The organism is Dyadobacter arcticus, from assembly GCF_011762185.1.
Lineage (GTDB): Bacteria > Bacteroidota > Bacteroidia > Cytophagales > Spirosomataceae > Dyadobacter > Dyadobacter arcticus.
The window spans coordinates 193,471-211,365 of sequence record NZ_JAASQJ010000001.1 but is presented as its reverse complement, the minus strand read 5'-3'; the positions used below and the strand labels follow the sequence as shown (position 1 = coordinate 211,365).

The 17,895-nt window shown below is 43.3% G+C and carries 13 protein-coding genes; all 13 read left to right on the top strand.

The genetic code is table 11. The annotated features are described in order from the left end of the window. Position 1: 1 nt before the first annotated feature. The 13 genes from secE to FHS68_RS00850 all read left to right on the top strand — a co-directional run bounded on the left by secE (position 2) and on the right by FHS68_RS00850 (position 17,850). The gene (gene secE / locus FHS68_RS00910; protein WP_031528323.1) at positions 2-193 is read left to right on the top strand and encodes a preprotein translocase subunit SecE; all 192 of its coding nucleotides are present in this window, start codon (positions 2-4) and stop codon (positions 191-193) included. A 23-nt stretch (positions 194-216) separates the two neighbouring features. Continuing rightward, positions 217-771 carry a transcription termination/antitermination protein NusG gene (nusG, locus tag FHS68_RS00905; RefSeq protein WP_167266293.1) on the top strand — a complete coding sequence of 185 codons (555 nt, stop codon included), beginning with the start codon at positions 217-219 and terminating at the stop codon, positions 769-771. Positions 772-846: 75 nt separating this feature from the next. Continuing rightward, positions 847-1,296, top strand: a complete 450-nt coding sequence (rplK, locus tag FHS68_RS00900) for a 50S ribosomal protein L11 (protein WP_167266291.1) — start codon at positions 847-849, stop codon at positions 1,294-1,296. Between the two features lie 36 nt (positions 1,297-1,332). After that, positions 1,333-2,031 (top strand): 50S ribosomal protein L1, encoded by a 699-nt coding sequence (gene rplA / locus FHS68_RS00895; protein WP_167266288.1) that lies wholly within the window; start codon positions 1,333-1,335, stop codon positions 2,029-2,031. 1 nt (position 2,032) lies between these two features. After that, entirely contained in the window at positions 2,033-2,563 is a 531-nt protein-coding gene (rplJ, locus tag FHS68_RS00890) for a 50S ribosomal protein L10 (protein ID WP_167266285.1), read from the top strand. Positions 2,564-2,647: 84 nt separating this feature from the next. Next, entirely contained in the window at positions 2,648-3,034 is a 387-nt protein-coding gene (gene rplL / locus FHS68_RS00885; protein WP_167266283.1) for a 50S ribosomal protein L7/L12, read from the top strand. 312 nt (positions 3,035-3,346) lie between these two features. Beyond that, positions 3,347-7,210, top strand: a complete 3,864-nt coding sequence (gene rpoB / locus FHS68_RS00880; RefSeq protein WP_167266280.1) for a DNA-directed RNA polymerase subunit beta — start codon at positions 3,347-3,349, stop codon at positions 7,208-7,210. 91 nt (positions 7,211-7,301) lie between these two features. Beyond that, positions 7,302-11,624 (top strand): DNA-directed RNA polymerase subunit beta', encoded by a 4,323-nt coding sequence (rpoC, locus tag FHS68_RS00875; RefSeq protein ID WP_167266277.1) that lies wholly within the window; start codon positions 7,302-7,304, stop codon positions 11,622-11,624. A gap of 138 nt (positions 11,625-11,762) precedes the next feature. Continuing rightward, entirely contained in the window at positions 11,763-12,089 is a 327-nt protein-coding gene (locus FHS68_RS00870; protein WP_167266275.1) for a DUF3467 domain-containing protein, read from the top strand. 67 nt (positions 12,090-12,156) lie between these two features. Beyond that, entirely contained in the window at positions 12,157-12,618 is a 462-nt protein-coding gene (locus FHS68_RS00865; RefSeq protein WP_167266272.1) for a (2Fe-2S)-binding protein, read from the top strand. Between the two features lie 2 nt (positions 12,619-12,620). Continuing rightward, positions 12,621-14,765 (top strand): molybdopterin cofactor-binding domain-containing protein, encoded by a 2,145-nt coding sequence (locus tag FHS68_RS00860; RefSeq protein ID WP_167266269.1) that lies wholly within the window; start codon positions 12,621-12,623, stop codon positions 14,763-14,765. Positions 14,766-14,903: 138 nt separating this feature from the next. Next, the gene (locus FHS68_RS00855; RefSeq protein ID WP_167266267.1) at positions 14,904-15,872 is read left to right on the top strand and encodes a hypothetical protein; all 969 of its coding nucleotides are present in this window, start codon (positions 14,904-14,906) and stop codon (positions 15,870-15,872) included. A 37-nt stretch (positions 15,873-15,909) separates the two neighbouring features. Further along, entirely contained in the window at positions 15,910-17,850 is a 1,941-nt protein-coding gene (locus tag FHS68_RS00850; protein WP_167266264.1) for a KUP/HAK/KT family potassium transporter, read from the top strand. Positions 17,851-17,895: the final 45 nt, after the last annotated feature.

Genomic DNA, 17,895 nt, shown 5'->3' with positions numbered 1-17,895 from the left:
AATGGAAAAATTTACTTCTTTTTTGAAAGCTTCCTGGGAGGAAATCACCCAGCATGTAACTTGGCCTCCTTTCAACGAACTTCAGGCGAATACAACATTAGTGCTTGTAGGATCCCTCATTTTTGCCTTTGTAGTAGGTGTGATGGATTTTGTTTTTGAGAACGCACTGAAATTATTTTATCAGTCTTTCTAAGACTATTTAACCCCACAGATGGTATGAGTAGTCTAAATTGGTTTGTATTGAGAGCAGTGTCAGGTCAAGAGAAAAAGATCAAGTCCTACATCGAAAATGAAATAACACGTCAAAAGCTGAATGAATTTGTTCCGCAGATTTTGATTCCTTCCGAGAAGATCTATGAGATGCGTAACGGGAAGAAACGTGTTAGGGAAAAGAATTTTTTTCCAGGATATATAATCATTTCGGCCGACCTGTCCAAGGGTGAGGTTTTACACATTATTACCAGTATTCCTGGTGTAATCGGTTTTCTTGGAAATGCCCAAGGAAATTCCAAAGTTCCTGTTCCGCTTAGGCAAGCAGAGATAAACCGCATCCTTGGTAAAGTAGATGAAGCTGAGCAGCATGAAGAAGCTCCAAGCATGTCTTTTATCAGAGGAGAAACTGTAAAAGTGGTCGATGGGCCTTTCAGTGGATTTATTGGTCTGGTTGAAGAAGTATTTGATGAAAAGAAAAAACTCAATGTAGTTGTAAAAATATTCGGGCGTAATACACCCGTGGAACTCAGTTACGCACAAGTAGAAAAGGATAGTTGAAAATTAGCGGGCAGGGTAAGCTTCCACTTGCATGTAAGCCGCTAGTTGACCAATGAACCGACAAATTCCAAAACAATGGCAAAAGAAATAGGTGGATACGTCAAACTACAGGTAAAAGGTGGCCAAGCCAACCCTTCACCTCCAATTGGTCCTGCATTGGGATCAAAGGGTTTGAATATCATGGAGTTTTGCAAGCAATTCAATGGCCGTACCCAGGATAAAATGGGTGTGGTATTGCCGGTAGTTATTACTTACTATAAGGATAAGTCTTTTGACTTTGTCATTAAGACCCCCCCGGCCGCGATTCTGCTTCTGGAAGCATCAAAAATAAAGCTCGGTTCGGCTCAGCCAAATCGTTTGAAAGTGGGTTCGGTATCATGGGATCAGGTTCGTACGATCGCTGAAACCAAAATGCCAGACCTTAACTGCTTTACAATTGATTCTGCTATGAAGATGATTGCGGGAACGGCTCGTAGTATGGGAATTACCGTAGCAGGCAAGGCCCCGTGGGAAGAAAACAACTGAGCGTAAATAATTTATACGCTGAAAGAAACAAAGAACATGGGAAAACTGACCAAAAAGCAAAAAGAAGCTATTTCGAAATTCGACGCAACTCAAGTTTATTCTCTTGAGCAGGCTGCGGACGTACTTAAGACGATTTCTTACACGAAGTTTGATTCTTCCGTGGATATCGATGTCCGTTTGGGCGTTGATCCGCGTAAGGCAGATCAAATGGTTCGCGGCGTGGTAACCTTACCACATGGAACCGGAAAAGAAGTTCGTGTACTGGTATTGTGTACTCCCGATAAGGAGGCAGAAGCGAAAGAAGCAGGCGCAGATTATGTTGGTCTTGATGAGTATATCCAAAAGATAGAACAAGGCTGGACAGACATTGACGTAATTATCACGATGCCAAGTGTAATGGCAAAAGTGGGACGTTTAGGTAAAGTTTTAGGTCCTCGCGGACTTATGCCAAACCCTAAATCGGGAACGGTAACTCCGGATGTAGCGAAAGCTGTGAAAGAAGTAAAAGCCGGTAAGATCGACTTCAAAGTTGATAAGACCGGAATTATACACACAAGTGTTGGAAAAGTTTCTTTTGGAATTGACCAGCTTGCACAGAATGCTCAGGAAGTGATCAATACCTTGGTTCGCCTTAAGCCATCTTCGGCAAAAGGTACTTACGTAAAGAGCATTCACTTGTCAAGTACGATGAGCCCGGGTGTTTCTATTGATAAAAACACGATTCCAGGATTATAATATGACACGGGAAGAGAAAGCAGTAATTATAGACGAGTTAAGTCAAAAATTCTCGAACACGCCATACTTCTACATTACCAGTGCTAACGGCATGTCCGTTAAGGAGGTAAATACCTTGAGAGCTCAGTGCTTTGAAAAAGGTATCGAGTATCGTGTTGTTAAGAATACTTTGATTAGGAAAGCGCTGGAAGCATTAGATACGGATTATTCATCTTTTGACGAAGTACTCAAAGGATTTTCCGGAATCATGTTTCACCCGGAGTCAGGTAAAGTTCCTGCACAATTGATAAAAGAGTTTAAGAAAAAAGGTGGAAGTGACAAGCTCAAATTTAAAGGAGCATCTGTTGATTCATCCGTATTTGTTGGCGAAAGTCAACTAGACGTTCTGATCGCTCTGAAATCCAAGCAAGAAATGATTGGAGAGATTATCGGATTGTTGCAGTCACCTGCTAAAAATGTGATCTCGGCGCTTTCAAGCGGTGGACACAAATTAGCTGGTATCCTTAAAACTTTGTCTGAAAAAGAAAATTAATAAATAGCCAGGCTAGGCTCTCCGGGTAAAAGAAATGGAGCTTTTTAAATCATCTTATTGTATAATCAAAAAATCTAAATAAAAATGGCAGATTTGAAAGCTTTCGCAGAACAGCTTGTTAACCTAACGGTTAAAGAAGTTAACGAATTGGCTACAATTCTTAAAGACGAGTATGGTATTGAGCCTGCAGCTGCTGGTGCAGTTATGGTAGCAGGTCCTGCTGCTGGCGGCGGTGCTGATGCTCCTGTTGTTGAAGAAAAAACAGCTTTTGATGTGATTCTTAAAGCAGCTGGCCCAAGCAAACTGGCTGTTGTGAAATTGGTTAAAGATCTTACTGGTCTTGGATTGAAAGAAGCAAAAGAACTAGTTGACGGTGCTCCAAAACCTGTTAAAGAAGGAGTTGCAAAAGACGAAGCAGAAGCTTTGAAAAAGCAACTTGAAGATGCAGGTGCAGAAGTTGAAGTGAAGTAATTTGCTTATTACAGCAACCTATAATTTCATGGATTCAGGCCTGGCAATAGCCAGGTCTTTTCCAGTTTTGTATTACACCAAACGAAATGTAAGTTTTTGACGTTTGGAATAAAGGCGCCAGTTTGAAAATGATCTGGTTGCCATTTCTCCTTCCCGGATAATTTGCCCGAAACACTTCTTTACTCGTAGAAAAGACAGAAAAGGGGCATTATTCATTTCCTACGAGGCATTAGATTAGGTTTATAATTTATAATGCCATACGTTTTTCATTATTACGTACTGGTTTTCTGCTAACCAAAATCAAACATAGCCTTGGCTACAATTAAAGCAACACCTAGAAAAAACTTCTCAAGGATTAATCAGATTATCGATTATCCCGATCTGCTAGGAATCCAGGTACAATCGTTCCGGGATTTTTTCAGTCTGGATACTTCGGTAGAAGATCGTTCCGGTGAAGGATTGTACAAAGTTTTCGCTGAAAACTTCCCAATTGCCGATTCCCGCGACAATTTCGTGTTGGAGTTCATTGATTATCTACTTGAACCACCGAAGTATTCTGTCGATGAATCTATTGATCGCGGACTGACTTATGCAGTTCCGCTTAAAGCTAAATTGCGGTTGATTTGTAATGATGCGGATCACGAAGAATTTGAAACCATTGAACAGGAAGTGTTTTTAGGAAACATTCCTTATATGACCGAGAGAGGGTCATTTGTAATCAATGGTGCAGAACGTGTGATTGTTTCTCAACTTCACCGTTCTCCTGGCGTATTCTTCTCGATGAGCAAGCATACAAACGGTTCTAAATTATATTCCGCTCGGATCATTCCGTTCAAAGGTTCGTGGATTGAATTTTCTACGGATGTGAACAACGTTATGTACGCGTACATTGACCGTAAGAAGAAATTTCCGGTCACCACACTTTTGAGGGCAATCGGATTTGGTTCTGATAAAGACATTCTTGACCTGTTCGGATTGTCAGAAGAAATCAGCGCTACGCCTGCAAATCTTAAGAAAGCTGTAGGACGCCGTTTGGCTGCAAGGGTACTTCGCACCTGGACAGAGGATTTCGTTGATGAAGACACCGGCGAGGTAGTTTCCATTCAGCGCAATGAAGTATTGTTAGAGCGTGATTCTACGATTTCAGCTGACGATATCGATGTGATCACAGAATCTGGTCAGAAATCGGTAATCCTTCATAAGGAAGATATGAATGTTGCGGATTATAATATTATTTATAATACGCTGCAAAAAGATAGCTCAAACTCTGATAAAGAGGCAGTTGAGCAAATTTACCGCCAATTGCGTAACGCTGAGGCTCCTGATGAGCAAACCGCTCGTGATGTAATTCAAAGCTTGTTTTTTAGCGACAAACGTTATGATTTGGGAGATGTTGGCCGTTATAGGATCAACAAGAAACTAGGATCAGACACTAGTCTTGACGTTCGTGTACTTACTACCGGGGATATTGTTTCCATCGTAAAATATTTGATCGGTCTTATCAATGCAAAAGCGGTAGTCGATGATATCGATCACTTGTCAAACCGTCGGGTTCGTACAGTTGGCGAACAACTTTATGCTCAATTCGGTGTTGGTCTTGCCCGTATGGCACGTACCATTAAGGAAAGGATGAATGTTCGTGATAATGAAGATTTCAAGCCTGTTGATTTGATCAATGCGCGTACTTTATCTTCTGTTATCAATTCATTCTTTGGTACTAACCAGCTTTCGCAGTTCATGGATCAAACCAATCCATTGGCTGAGATTACCCATAAACGTCGTATGTCTGCGCTTGGGCCTGGTGGTCTTTCCCGTGAACGAGCAGGTTTCGAGGTTCGTGATGTTCACTACACGCACTATGGTCGTCTTTGTACGATTGAAACTCCGGAAGGACCGAACATTGGTCTGATTTCATCACTTTGCGTTTTCGCCAAGGTAAATGGAATGGGCTTTATCGAAACACCTTATCGTGTAATCGATGGAGCCGGTAAGCTGACCAATGAGCTTATATATATGACTGCCGAGGAAGAGGATTCCAAATACATCGCTCAGGCTAACGCTTCGGTAGATAAGGATGGAAATTTTACGGTAGAAAAAATTAAGACCCGTTTTGAAGGTGACTTTCCGATGGTGGATCCTTCGCAGGCATCATTTATGGATGTTGCAGCTAATCAGATCGTGTCTGTTGCTGCTTCGCTTATTCCATTCCTGGAACATGATGATGCGAACCGTGCCCTGATGGGATCTAACATGCAGCGCCAGGGTGTTCCATTATTGCGTCCTCAGGCTCCAATCGTAGGAACCGGTCTAGAAAAACGGGTTGCTATGGATTCACGTGCATTGGTTGTGGCGGAAGGTGATGGTGTCATCGAATTCGTGGATGCCAAGAAAATTGTTGTCAAATATGACAGAACGGAAGATGAACGTCTGGTCAGTTTTATTGAAGACAGCGTTTCTTATGACTTAGTGAAATTCCGTCGTACCAACCAGGATACTTGCTTAAATCTTCAACCTATGGTTCTTAAAGGCCAAAAGGTGAAAAAAGGAGAAGCACTTTGCCAGGGTTATGGTACTGAGGGAGGAGAACTTGCATTGGGACGTAACCTACTTGTGGCTTTCATGCCTTGGCAGGGATATAACTTCGAAGATGCGATCGTAATATCTGAGAAAGTGGTTCGTGAAGATATCTTCACTTCAATTCACATTGAAGAATTCGAATTGGAAGTAAGGGATACCAAACGCGGCGAGGAAGAACTTACTGCTGAAATCCCAAACGTAAGCGAGGAAACAGTTAAGAATCTTGATGAAAACGGCATCGTTCAGATAGGTACGGAGGTTAAAGAAGGAGATATTTTAATTGGTAAGATTACTCCAAAAGGAGAATCTGATCCAACTCCCGAAGAAAAACTGTTACGTGCCATTTTTGGTGACAAAGCTGGTGATGTGAAGGATGCTTCTAAAAAAGCGCCGCCATCTATGAAAGGTGTGGTTATTGATACCAAACTGTTCTCGCGCCCAACCAAAGAAGAGCGCGCCAAGCATAAGGACGAGCTTCGTTTGTTGATGAAAAAATATGGCCGTGACCTTACTCAGCTTCGCGGACGTATCATTGAAAAACTGGTTGAACTTGTAGACAGTAAAACGACACAGGGTGTTAAGCATAAATTCGGCGATGAATTGATCAGCAAAGGAATGAAGTTTAATGTGAGAAATATCTCCGAAAACTTATTCCCTGCTAATAACCCGTATCGTGACGAAAGCCAATATGCTGTACCCGAAGAAGTCAATCTTATCGGTGACGTTTTGACGGATTCGTGGACCGAAGATGCAGATGTAAACGTTCAGGTTTCTTTGGTTTTGAAAAATTATTTGAATGCCAGAAGTGAAATCATGGGCCGTTTCAAACGCGATCGTTTTGCGCTTGAAGTTGGTGATGAGCTTCCTGCTGGTATTGTAAAACTCGCGAAAGTATATATCGCGAAGAAACGTAAGCTGAAAGTTGGAGATAAAATGGCGGGTCGTCACGGTAACAAAGGGGTTGTTGCCCGTATCGTTCGTGATGAAGATATGCCATTCCTCGAAGACGGAACACCAGTTGATATCGTGTTGAACCCACTTGGGGTACCTTCACGTATGAACATTGGTCAGATTTATGAAACCATTCTTGCATGGGCTGGTCTGAAACTTGGTCGCCGGTATGCAACGCCAATTTTTGATGGTGCAACTGAAGCCGAAGTAGCTGCTGAGCTTAAAGAGGCAGGCTTACCAGATTGGGGACGAACATACCTTTACAATGGATTGAGTGGCGACAAATTTGATCAGCCGGTAACAGTTGGCCTGATGTATATGATGAAGCTTGGTCACCTTGTTGATGATAAGATGCACGCCCGTTCTATCGGACCGTACTCATTGATCACGCAGCAACCATTGGGTGGTAAAGCGCAATTCGGTGGTCAGCGGTTTGGAGAAATGGAAGTGTGGGCACTAGAAGCATTCGGTGCATCCCACATTCTTCAGGAAATTCTTACCGTTAAATCTGATGACGTTGTTGGCCGTGCCAAAGCATACGAAGCAATCGTGAAAGGTGAAAACCTTCCGAAACCAAATATTCCGGAGTCCTTCAATGTACTTGTTCACGAGCTTCGTGGATTAGCATTGGAGATTACGCTGGATTAATTTATAGTCGTAAGGAGAGCTTGAAATATAGCTCTCCTTAGAAATGCAATAAAAATTGAGTTTCGACTAACAGACAAACGACTTTTTAATTATGTCTTTCAAAAAGAACAAAAAACTTAATAGTGATTTTTCCAGAATGACGATCAGTCTGGCATCACCGGAGTCTATCCTTGAGAGCTCCTTCGGTGAAGTAACCCAGCCTGAAACCATCAACTACCGGACTTATAAGCCGGAAATGGGTGGGTTGTTCTGCGAACGTATTTTCGGGCCTGTAAAGGACTGGGAATGTCATTGTGGAAAATACAAACGTATCCGTTACAAAGGTATCATCTGCGACCGTTGCGGTGTGGAAGTTACTGAGAAAAAGGTGCGTCGTGAACGTATGGGGCACATTGAATTGGTGGTTCCTGTTGCACACATCTGGTACTTCCGCAGCTTGCCTAATAAAATTGGTTATTTGCTAGGATTGTCTACCAAGAAACTGGATCAGATCATTTATTACGAGCGATATGCTGTGGTTCAGCCTGGTGTTAAGGAAGAAGATGGCGTAAGCTACCTTGACTTCCTTACTGAGGATGAATATTTGGATATCATCGACAAGTTACCGCGCGAAAACCAAATGCTTCCGGATGCTGATCCAAATAAGTTTATCGCGAAAATGGGTGCCGATGCGCTTGAAATGCTGTTAAACCGGATCAAACTGGATGAGCTTTCATACGAACTTCGTCACCAGGCTGCAACGGACACTTCACAACAACGTAAAGCGGAAGCGCTAAAACGTTTGAAAGTAGTTGAAGCTTTCCGTGATGCAAACACACGTATCGAAAACCGCCCAGAATGGATGGTAATCAAAATGGTACCTGTTATTCCACCAGAACTTCGTCCGCTTGTACCTCTGGACGGTGGTCGTTTTGCAACTTCCGATTTGAATGATCTTTATCGCCGCGTAATCATTCGGAATAACCGTCTGAAACGTCTGATCGAGATTAAAGCGCCTGAGGTAATCTTGCGTAACGAAAAGAGGATGTTGCAGGAAGCGGTTGATTCGCTTTTTGATAACAGCCGTAAAGTGAATGCGGTACGTTCGGAAGGTAACCGTGCATTGAAATCACTTTCTGACATGCTGAAAGGTAAGCAAGGACGTTTCCGTCAAAACTTGCTTGGTAAGCGTGTCGATTATTCCGGTCGTTCGGTAATTGTCGTTGGACCTGAATTGAAATTGCATGAGTGCGGTTTGCCGAAAGATATGGCTGCTGAATTATTCAAGCCATTTATCATTCGTAAACTGATTGAACGTGGAATTGTTAAAACTGTAAAGTCAGCTAAGAAGATCGTAGACCGCAAGGATCCTGTAATCTGGGATATTTTGGAAAACGTTTTGAAAGGACATCCTGTTCTGCTAAACCGTGCTCCAACGCTTCACCGTCTAGGTATTCAGGCGTTCCAACCCAAGCTGATTGAAGGAAAAGCGATCCAATTGCACCCGTTGGTATGTACCGCATTTAACGCTGACTTTGACGGTGACCAGATGGCCGTTCACGTGCCATTGGGTCAGGAAGCCGTTTTGGAAGCTTCAATGTTGATGCTTTCTTCTCATAACATCCTTAACCCTGCCAACGGTGCGCCAATTACGGTACCATCGCAAGACATGGTTTTGGGTCTGTATTATGTTACAAAAGGACGTGTAAGTACTCCTGAATATCCAATCATTGGTGAAGGAAAAATCTTCTACGGACCTGATGAAGTAGTGATCGCAATCAACGAAGGCAAACTTTCGAAGCACGCGAATATCAAATGCCGTCTGAAAGTTCGTAACGATGACGGAACATTTGAAACCAAATTGACTGACACAGTGGCCGGGCGTATCCTTTTCAATCAGGCAGTTCCTGAGGAAGTGGGATATATCAATGAATTGTTGACGAAGAAAAAACTTCAGCAAATTATTGGTTTGGTATTTAAAATGGCGGGTGTTGCCCGTACTGCTCAATTCCTTGATGAAATCAAAGAACTTGGTTTCCAGATGGCCTTCAAAGGCGGCTTATCAATGGGATTGAACGATGTAATGGTTCCGGAAGAAAAAGAGAAGCTGATCGAGCAAGCCAAAGCAGACGTTGAAAACGTTTGGAGCAACTACTTGATGGGGCTTATCACTGAAAACGAACGTTACAATCAGGTGATCGATATCTGGACTCGTGTTAACTCTCGGATCACAGAAACATTGATGAAGCAATTGGAAACAGATCAGGGTGGATTTAATTCCATCTATATGATGATGCATTCCGGTGCGCGTGGATCACGTGAGCAAATCCGTCAGTTGGGTGGAATGAGGGGTCTTATGGCCAAGCCTCAGAAAAACATCGCTGGTGGTGCAGGTGAAATTATTGAGAACCCGATCCTTTCTAACTTTAAAGAGGGTTTGGACGTTCTTGAATACTTTATCTCAACCCACGGTGCACGGAAAGGTCTTGCAGATACAGCTTTGAAAACAGCGGATGCAGGTTACCTTACCCGTCGTTTGCATGATGTAGCGCAGGATGTTGTGGTTATTGAAACAGATTGCGGATCGCTTCGCGGTATTGCAATCTCAGCTTTGAAAGACAATGAAGATATCGTTGAACCACTTTCAGAGCGTATCCTTGGCCGTGTAAGTGTTCACGATGTATTTGATCCTTTATCCAATGAAATGATTCTGGCTTCCGGTCAGGAAATTACAGAGGAGATTGCTTCTTATATTGATGAAACAAGCATTGAAACAGTTGAAATCCGTTCAGTATTGACTTGCGAAACCCGTAATGGTGTTTGTGCGAAATGCTACGGTCGTTCACTTGCTTCTGCTTATATGGTTAACATTGGTGAAGCTGTTGGTGTAATTGCCTCTCAGTCAATCGGTGAGCCTGGTACACAGCTTACACTTCGTACATTCCACGTCGGTGGTACAGCTTCCAACATTTCTGTTGAAGCAAACATCAAGGCGAAATTCGATGGTGTAATTGGTTTTGAAGATCTTCGTCTGGTTCAGTCTGTTAACTCAGAAGGGGACGACGTGACCGTAGTAATGGGCCGTTCCGGAGAAGTGAAAATCACAAACCCTGAAACTGGACAATTGCTGATCTCGAACAATGTACCTTATGGTGCACACCTTTTGGTAAAGGAAGGCGACAAGGTTCTTAAAGGACAGGAGCTTTGTACCTGGGATCCATATCATGCAGTAATTCTTTCTGAATTCACAGGTATCGTCTCTTTCGATGCCATTGAAGAAGGAATTACATATCGTGAAGAATTTGATGAGCAAACTGGTTTCCAGGAGTCTGTGATTATTGAAACACGTGATAAAACCAAAAACCCTGCTTTAGTGGTAAAAGGTAAGAGCACGTTATTGAAAGATCAAACTGAAAAAGGCTATAACCTTCCTGTTGGAGCACGTTTGGTTGTGAAGAATGGCATAGCGATAAAAGCTGGTCAGCCTTTGGCAAAAATCCCTCGTGTGGTTGGTAAGACCCGCGATATTACGGGAGGTCTGCCACGTGTAACGGAATTATTTGAAGCACGTAACCCTTCAAACCCAGCAACAGTTTCCGAAATCGATGGTGTTGTTTCATACGGTGGCGTAAAACGTGGTAACCGCGAAATTCATATCGAATCAAGAGATGGTACGCAGCGTCGTTACATGGTCGCACTTTCGAAACACATTCTGGTTCAGGATGGTGACTTCGTAAGGGCGGGTGATCCGCTTTCTGACGGAGCGATTACGCCGGCTGATATCTTGTCAATCAAAGGGCCAACTGCTGTTCAGGAATATCTTGTGAATGAAATTCAGGAGGTATATCGTTTGCAAGGTGTAAAAATCAATGATAAGCACATTGAATGTATCGTTCGTCAGATGATGCAGAAAGTGGAGATCCTTGATGCAGGTGACACCAACTTCCTCGAAATGCAGCCGGTTGACCGTGTTGTGTTCCGTGAAGAAAACGATAAGATCCTTGATCTGAAAGTGGTTGAAGACGCTGGTAGCTCTGAAACATTGAAGCCGGGTATGATCGTTTCTGTGCGCCGTTTGCGTGACGAAAATTCAAGCTTGAAACGTCGTGACCTTAAATTGGTTACCGCTCGTGATGCTCAGGCAGCTGTTGCGAAACCAACATTGATGGGGATCACACAAGCTTCATTAGGTACGGAAAGCTTTGTTTCTGCGGCCTCGTTCCAGGAAACAACCAAAGTATTGAGTGAAGCAGCGGTTCGTGGAAAACGCGATGAACTGAAAGGCTTGAAAGAGAATGTGATCGTTGGTCACCTTATCCCAGCCGGTACAGGTATGCGTCAATACGAAAGCCTGATTGTTGGATCGAAAGAAGAGTACGATGCATTAACTGAATCCCGTGATAAACAATCACGTAAGAAAAAAGAGTTAGTGTAACAGAATATCTGTCCATAGAAGAGCCGGTTCTGCGCAAGCAGACCGGCTCTTTGCTTTTCGATGCTGTTTATTTTTAGTAATTTACCCAACCAAACTTTATAACCTACTCGCAGCAAACAGCTTTTCAAACGTCAACTCATGAAAGAGGATAAAGAAAACGAACAACAAATCAACGTAGAATTATCAGAAGAAATGGCCGAAGGAGTTTACTCCAATTTAGCCATGATTGCCCACTCCAACAGTGAATTTATCCTGGACTTTATAAGGCTGATGCCAGGAGTACCCCGTGCGAAAGTTAAAGCAAGGATTATTATCACCCCGGAACACGCCAAGCGGTTAATAGCTGCGCTTATGGATAACATTCAAAAATATGAGGATCAATACGGGCCTATCCAAAGTTCACAAGATAGCGAACCGACCTTTAATTTTCCGATCAGCTTTGGCGGGCCCGGGGGAGAAGCATAGGTAAGTGATGGGTAGTATACCATATTAATTGCCTTATTATCAACATACTCAGACATAATTATTCACCATGGCGTTATTCAAACTTTCAATTAACAATCGCGCGTACAACGCAGATGTGGAGCAGGATACTCCGCTTCTGTGGGTTTTACGCGACAATCTTGGTCTGGTAGGCACCAAGTACGGATGTGGTATATCCCAATGTGGTGCCTGTACTGTGCATTTGGATGGGAAGGCGGCAAAATCTTGTGTTCTTCCGGTTTCAGCAGTGGGAAAAGCAAAAGTTACAACCATTGAGGGTTTATCTGAAAAAGGCGATCATCCGGTTCAGAAAGCGTGGGATGAAGTGGACGTTGCCCAATGCGGATATTGCCAGGCAGGTCAGATTATGACTGCTGCGGCATTGTTGAAAGAGAAACCAAAGCCAACTGACGAGGAAATCGTTTCGACAATGAGTGGAAATATCTGTCGCTGTGGAACTTACCATAGGATACGGGAAGCCGTAAAAGTAGCAGCGTCTAAAACCAACTGACCATGAAAACATTAGAGCAAACATCGAGGCGTGATTTCATGAAGCTGGCCGCTGCGGCGGGTGGTGGGCTATTTTTAGGATTTAACTGGTCCAATTCGTCTGCACTTCCCGTAGTTGTGAATGCAAAGGATATTGCAGCTGGGTTAATTCATTTCAATAGCTATTTGTCGATCGGCACGGATAATACCATTACCATCGTGTCACCAAACCCTGAAATTGGGCAGGGAATTAAGACTGCATTTCCGATGATTGTAGCGGAAGAGTTAGATGCCGATTGGAAGAAAGTAAAAACTGTTCAAGGGAATCTGGATACCACCATATTTGAGCGGCAGGTTACAGGAGGCAGCGGCGCAGTTCCCCATTCTTGGGAAAGGCTTCGCAAAGCCGGTGCAACTGCAAGGTACTTATTGGTGGAAGCGGCTGCTACAACCTGGAAAGTACCTGCAACAGAATGTACCACGGAAAGTAATAAGGTTTTACATAAAGCGTCGGGTAAGTCACTTTCGTATGGAGAACTGGCCGAAGCGACATCGAAGCTTACCGCTCCGACGGAAGTAAAATTAAAGAACGAAAAGGAATTCAAGCTGATCGGGCAATCCGTTCGTAATGTTGACAATAACAATATAGCTACTGGCAAACCTCTTTTTGGTCTGGATTTTTATCGCGAAGGAATGCTTTTCGCTTTAATTCAGCGACCCAAAGCATTTGGCTTGAAGCTCAAATCGGTCAATTCCGATGTTGCTAAGTCAATGCCGGGAATTGTGGATGTAGTAACATTTGATAATAGTGTGGCAGTCGTCGGAAAATCCACCTGGCAGGTCAAAAAGGCAAAAGATACTTTAAAGATAGAATACGAAAAAGCGGCAGATCTGGAAAGTACTGCCGATCATAACCGGATTTTCGCTCAATTAATGGATAGCGGGCAGGCGACCGTCCGCCGGAAAAATGGGGATGTTGATACCGCTTTCAAAAATGCTGCGAAGGTTATAAAGGCAGAATATCAATGTCCTTTCCTGCCTCACAGCCCATTGGAACCGATGAATTTTTTCGCGCATGTTCGTGAAGACGGCGTCGAACTTGTAGGTCCGACACAAACTCCAGACCGCGCCCGTACAGAAGTTGCCAAGCTGACCGGTATAGCTCCTGAAAAGATAACCGTTGAAATCACCAGGCAAGGCGGAGGATTTGGACGCAGACTGGCAGCTGATTATGTGATCGAAGCAGCTAATGTTTCGAAACTGATGAAAGCGCCGGTTAAGGTAATATGGACCCGCGAAGATGATATGACCGGTGGCATTTACCGCCCAGCAGTAAGGTATCGTTTTGAGGCTGCTTTGGATAAGAGTGGAGAACTAATAGGATATAAACTCAGGGGAGTGGGAATGAATTCAGGTAACTCTACCAGAGAAGATAACTTTCCCTCAGGATCCGTCGATAACCTTCTGATTGATTCTGTTGAACACAAATCGCCTATAACAACCGGCCCATGGCGGGCACCGATTACCAACTTTCTTGCTTATGCCGAACAGTCTTTTCTGGACGAGGTAGCCGAAGCTGCTGGGAAAGATCCGATTGAATTCAGGCTTGCTTTGCTGGAAAAAGCCAAGAAATCGCCTGCCGGAGATGTTAAGTACGACGTCGACCGGATGATTGCTGTGATTAAAATGGCAGCTGAAAAAAGTAATTGGGGGAAAAAGAAGGGTGTCCATCAGGGATTCAGCGTTTATTTTTCACATAGATCTTACGTCGCGCAGGTTGGCGAAGTAGTTGTCGAAAAAGGTAAGCCGGTGCTCAAAAAAGTAATTGCTGCCGTGGACTGCGGTATTGTGATTAATAAAAGCGGTTCTTTACAGCAGGTAAGAGGCGGTGTTGTGGATGGGATTGGGCATGCGATGTATGGAAATATGACATTCAAAGACGGTACGCCAGACCAAAACAACTTCAACGGCTTCCGATTGATACGCATGAATGAAATTCCGGAAGTGGACGTACATTTTGTAGATAATGGTATCTCACCGACTGGTTTGGGAGAACCCGCATTGCCCCCAGCAGGCGGTGCCGTCGCAAATGCGTTTTATAAAGCAACAAAACTACGTCTGCGTAACCAGCCATTTATCAACGAAGAGGCATTTAAAGGCATATCCTGAGATTGCTTGAAACAAATTATCAGACAGTAAGGTGAAAATGTGATACTGCATTTTTAACTTACTGTCTTTTATTTGGAATGGGTTTAATAATCATCCTTCCGCCTCTTTTGTAGATATCCTAAACCATTGAATGTTGTAATGAAAAAGAAATTATTATTGATTTTGGTGTGCGTGTTTTTGGGCATCACTGCATTCAAATTCGTAGAATTTCCAGAGACGGACATCACAAATGGCATTATTAAAGCAAAGTTGTTCCCAGATGAATCAAAAGGATATTACCGGGGGACGCGGTTTGATTGGGCCGGAGTTGTTCCTAGTCTGGAATATAAAGGGCATTCTTATTTTGGTCAATGGAACCAGGCGCCATACGACCCAAAGTTGCACGACGCGATCATGGGTCCGGTAGAAGAGTTTACGCCTCTGAATTTCGAAGAAGCAAAGCCTGGTGAACAGTTTGTTAAGATTGGCGTTGGGGTGCTGGTCAAGCCTGACAATAAAAAATATACATTCGCTACCGACTATCCGATCAAAAATGCAGGAAAATGGACGGTAAAGCAAAAAAAAGATCAGGTGGAGTTTACCCATGAGCTTGTAGATGGCGTTGGGTACGCTTATGTTTACAAGAAAACATTAAAACTCGTAAAAGGTAAGCCGGAATTGATTTTAGAACACAGCCTGAAAAATACCGGTATCAAACCCATCGAAGCCAATACCTATAATCACAATTTTTTTATGATTGATAAGGAACCGTCCAATGAAAATATTCGGATCGTATTTCCTTTTGATGTAAAAGGAGACGGAAAAGGTTTTGGAAGCATCATCCATGCAAAAGATAAAGCGCTGAGTTATACTAGGGAAATCGTGAAAGGAGATCAGGTATTCAGTGCTGGCCTGCAAGGTTTTGGGCCAAATGCCAAAGATTACGACATTCGAATTGAAAACACTAAAACGCGGGCTGGTGTCAGAATGACTTGCGACCGTCCTTTGGAAAAAATCGTGTACTGGGCGTGCCCTACCACTTCATGCCCTGAACCCTACATTAAACTTTCGGCCCAACCAGGTCAGGAAATCAAGTGGAAAATCAATTATGAATTCTACACTTTCTAAAAGAAGGCCTGGAACCTATCGCTCTTAATTACTACAAATGAGTTCGCACAAACAACTTGATAAAGCTTCCGCTGCCGGTCTCCTGGTTGCACTAGGTATTATTTTCGGTGACATTGGCACATCGCCACTGTACGTTATGCAGGCAATTATTGGTACAGATAAAATAACTGATGAAGTCATCTACGGCGCAGTATCGTGTATATTCTGGACGCTTACATTACAAACCACCGTCAAGTACGTCATTCTGATTTTGAGGGCGGATAACAAAGGTGAGGGGGGAATTTTAGCACTTTATGCTTTGGTAAGGAAGAAAGCTACTTGGCTGACAGTTCCAGCCATCATTGGTGCAAGCACATTGCTTGCCGATGGTATTATTACACCACCCATCTCGGTTTCATCAGCGGTTGAAGGATTACGGTTACTTTACCCGAACATTCAGACAATACCAATTGTAATTGGCATACTAACATTACTTTTCATAATCCAGGTTTTCGGGACAACCATCGTTGGGAGGGCTTTTGGGCCGGTCATGATGATCTGGTTCCTGATGCTCGCCGTGCTGGGCTTTTCGCAGGTCATCGAGCATCCGGAGATATTAAAGTCGATCAGCCCTTACTACGGTTATCAGCTGCTGGCCAACCATCCCGGAGGTTTCTGGATGCTTGGTGCTGTATTTCTTTGCACGACCGGTGCCGAAGCACTTTATAGTGACCTCGGGCATTGCGGCAGGGGAAATATTCGGATCAGCTGGATATTTGTTAAAACCTGCCTAATCCTCAATTATTTCGGACAAGGTGCCTGGCTTATTGTGCATTCAGGAGGTTACCTGAATGGCCAAAAACCGTTTTACGCAATCATGCCCGACTGGTTTTTGCTGCCTGGCATTGCCATTGCAACCATGGCAACTATAATTGCAAGCCAAGCGTTGATAAGTGGCTCTTTTACCTTGATTTCGGAGGCAATACGGCTTAATTTCTGGCCAAAAGTAAGGCTGGTTTACCCGAGCGATAAAAAGGGGCAATTGTATGTTCCCAGTGTCAATTGGCTTCTGTGGGCTGGGTGCATAGGTATTGTATTGTATTTCAAAGAGTCGTCGCACATGGAAGCAGCTTATGGGCTTGCAATAACTTTAACCATGATCATGACGACCCTGCTCATGTCCGTATATCTTTATGTGAACAATGTCAATAAGGGAATAATCGCAGTTTTTCTTGCTGTCTACCTTGCAATTGAAGGTTCTTTCCTGGCAGCAAATCTTCTCAAATTCACACATGGAGGGTGGGTGTCGTTATTGCTGGCTACGATTATTGCATTTGTGATAACCGTTTGGTTAAAAGCTTTTTATATCAAACTGCGACTTACAGAGTTTGAGAGTTTGGAAAAGTACATTGGCCCACTGAAAGAGTTGAGTAACGACATTAGCATCCCCAAATATTCTACTCATTTGATTTTCATGTCGAATGCCTCGCATGAATCTGAAATTGAGAGCAAGATTATTTACTCCATTTTTTACAAACGCCCAAAGCGGGCAGATATCTACTGGTTTGTGCACGTGGACACAACGGATGAGCCTTACACCATGGATTATCATGTGAATGTACTTGCAGAGGATGACGTGATTAAGGTTACTTTTCGCCTGGGCTTCCGGATTGAGCAGCGGATGAACCTTTTCTTCCGAAAAGTGGTGGAGGATATGGTATCCAATAATGAGGTGGATATCACCAGTCGGTACGAATCGCTCAACCGGCAGAACATTACTGGCGATTTTCGTTTTATTGTCCTGGAACGTTACCTATCTATTGAGAATAACCTGCCTTTGATGGAAGATGTGATTATGAAAATCTATTTTGGAATAAAAAGCATTACTACTTCCGAGGATAAATGGTTTGGACTTGACAGCAGTGCAGTGAAAGTGGAAAAAGTACCATTGGTTTTGACCCCGGGAAAGCACATAAGGATGCGCAGGGTTTACGGTTGACGATATCGAAATAATTCTATATTAAACTTATTTAATTACTATCTC

Excerpts from the sequence above, each read along its gene's own strand:
- secE (WP_031528323.1), top strand. The coding sequence starts at position 2 with ATGGAAAAATTTACTTCTTTTTTGAAAGCTTCCTGGGAGGAAATCACC.
- nusG (WP_167266293.1), top strand. The coding sequence starts at position 217 with ATGAGTAGTCTAAATTGGTTTGTATTGAGAGCAGTGTCAGGTCAAGAG.
- rplK (WP_167266291.1), top strand. The coding sequence starts at position 847 with ATGGCAAAAGAAATAGGTGGATACGTCAAACTACAGGTAAAAGGTGGC.
- rplA (WP_167266288.1), top strand. The coding sequence starts at position 1,333 with ATGGGAAAACTGACCAAAAAGCAAAAAGAAGCTATTTCGAAATTCGAC.
- rplJ (WP_167266285.1), top strand. The coding sequence starts at position 2,033 with ATGACACGGGAAGAGAAAGCAGTAATTATAGACGAGTTAAGTCAAAAA.
- rplL (WP_167266283.1), top strand. The coding sequence starts at position 2,648 with ATGGCAGATTTGAAAGCTTTCGCAGAACAGCTTGTTAACCTAACGGTT.
- rpoC (WP_167266277.1), top strand. The coding sequence starts at position 7,302 with ATGTCTTTCAAAAAGAACAAAAAACTTAATAGTGATTTTTCCAGAATG.
- FHS68_RS00870 (WP_167266275.1), top strand. The coding sequence starts at position 11,763 with ATGAAAGAGGATAAAGAAAACGAACAACAAATCAACGTAGAATTATCA.
- FHS68_RS00865 (WP_167266272.1), top strand. The coding sequence starts at position 12,157 with ATGGCGTTATTCAAACTTTCAATTAACAATCGCGCGTACAACGCAGAT.
- FHS68_RS00860 (WP_167266269.1), top strand. The coding sequence starts at position 12,621 with ATGAAAACATTAGAGCAAACATCGAGGCGTGATTTCATGAAGCTGGCC.
- FHS68_RS00855 (WP_167266267.1), top strand. The coding sequence starts at position 14,904 with ATGAAAAAGAAATTATTATTGATTTTGGTGTGCGTGTTTTTGGGCATC.
- FHS68_RS00850 (WP_167266264.1), top strand. The coding sequence starts at position 15,910 with ATGAGTTCGCACAAACAACTTGATAAAGCTTCCGCTGCCGGTCTCCTG.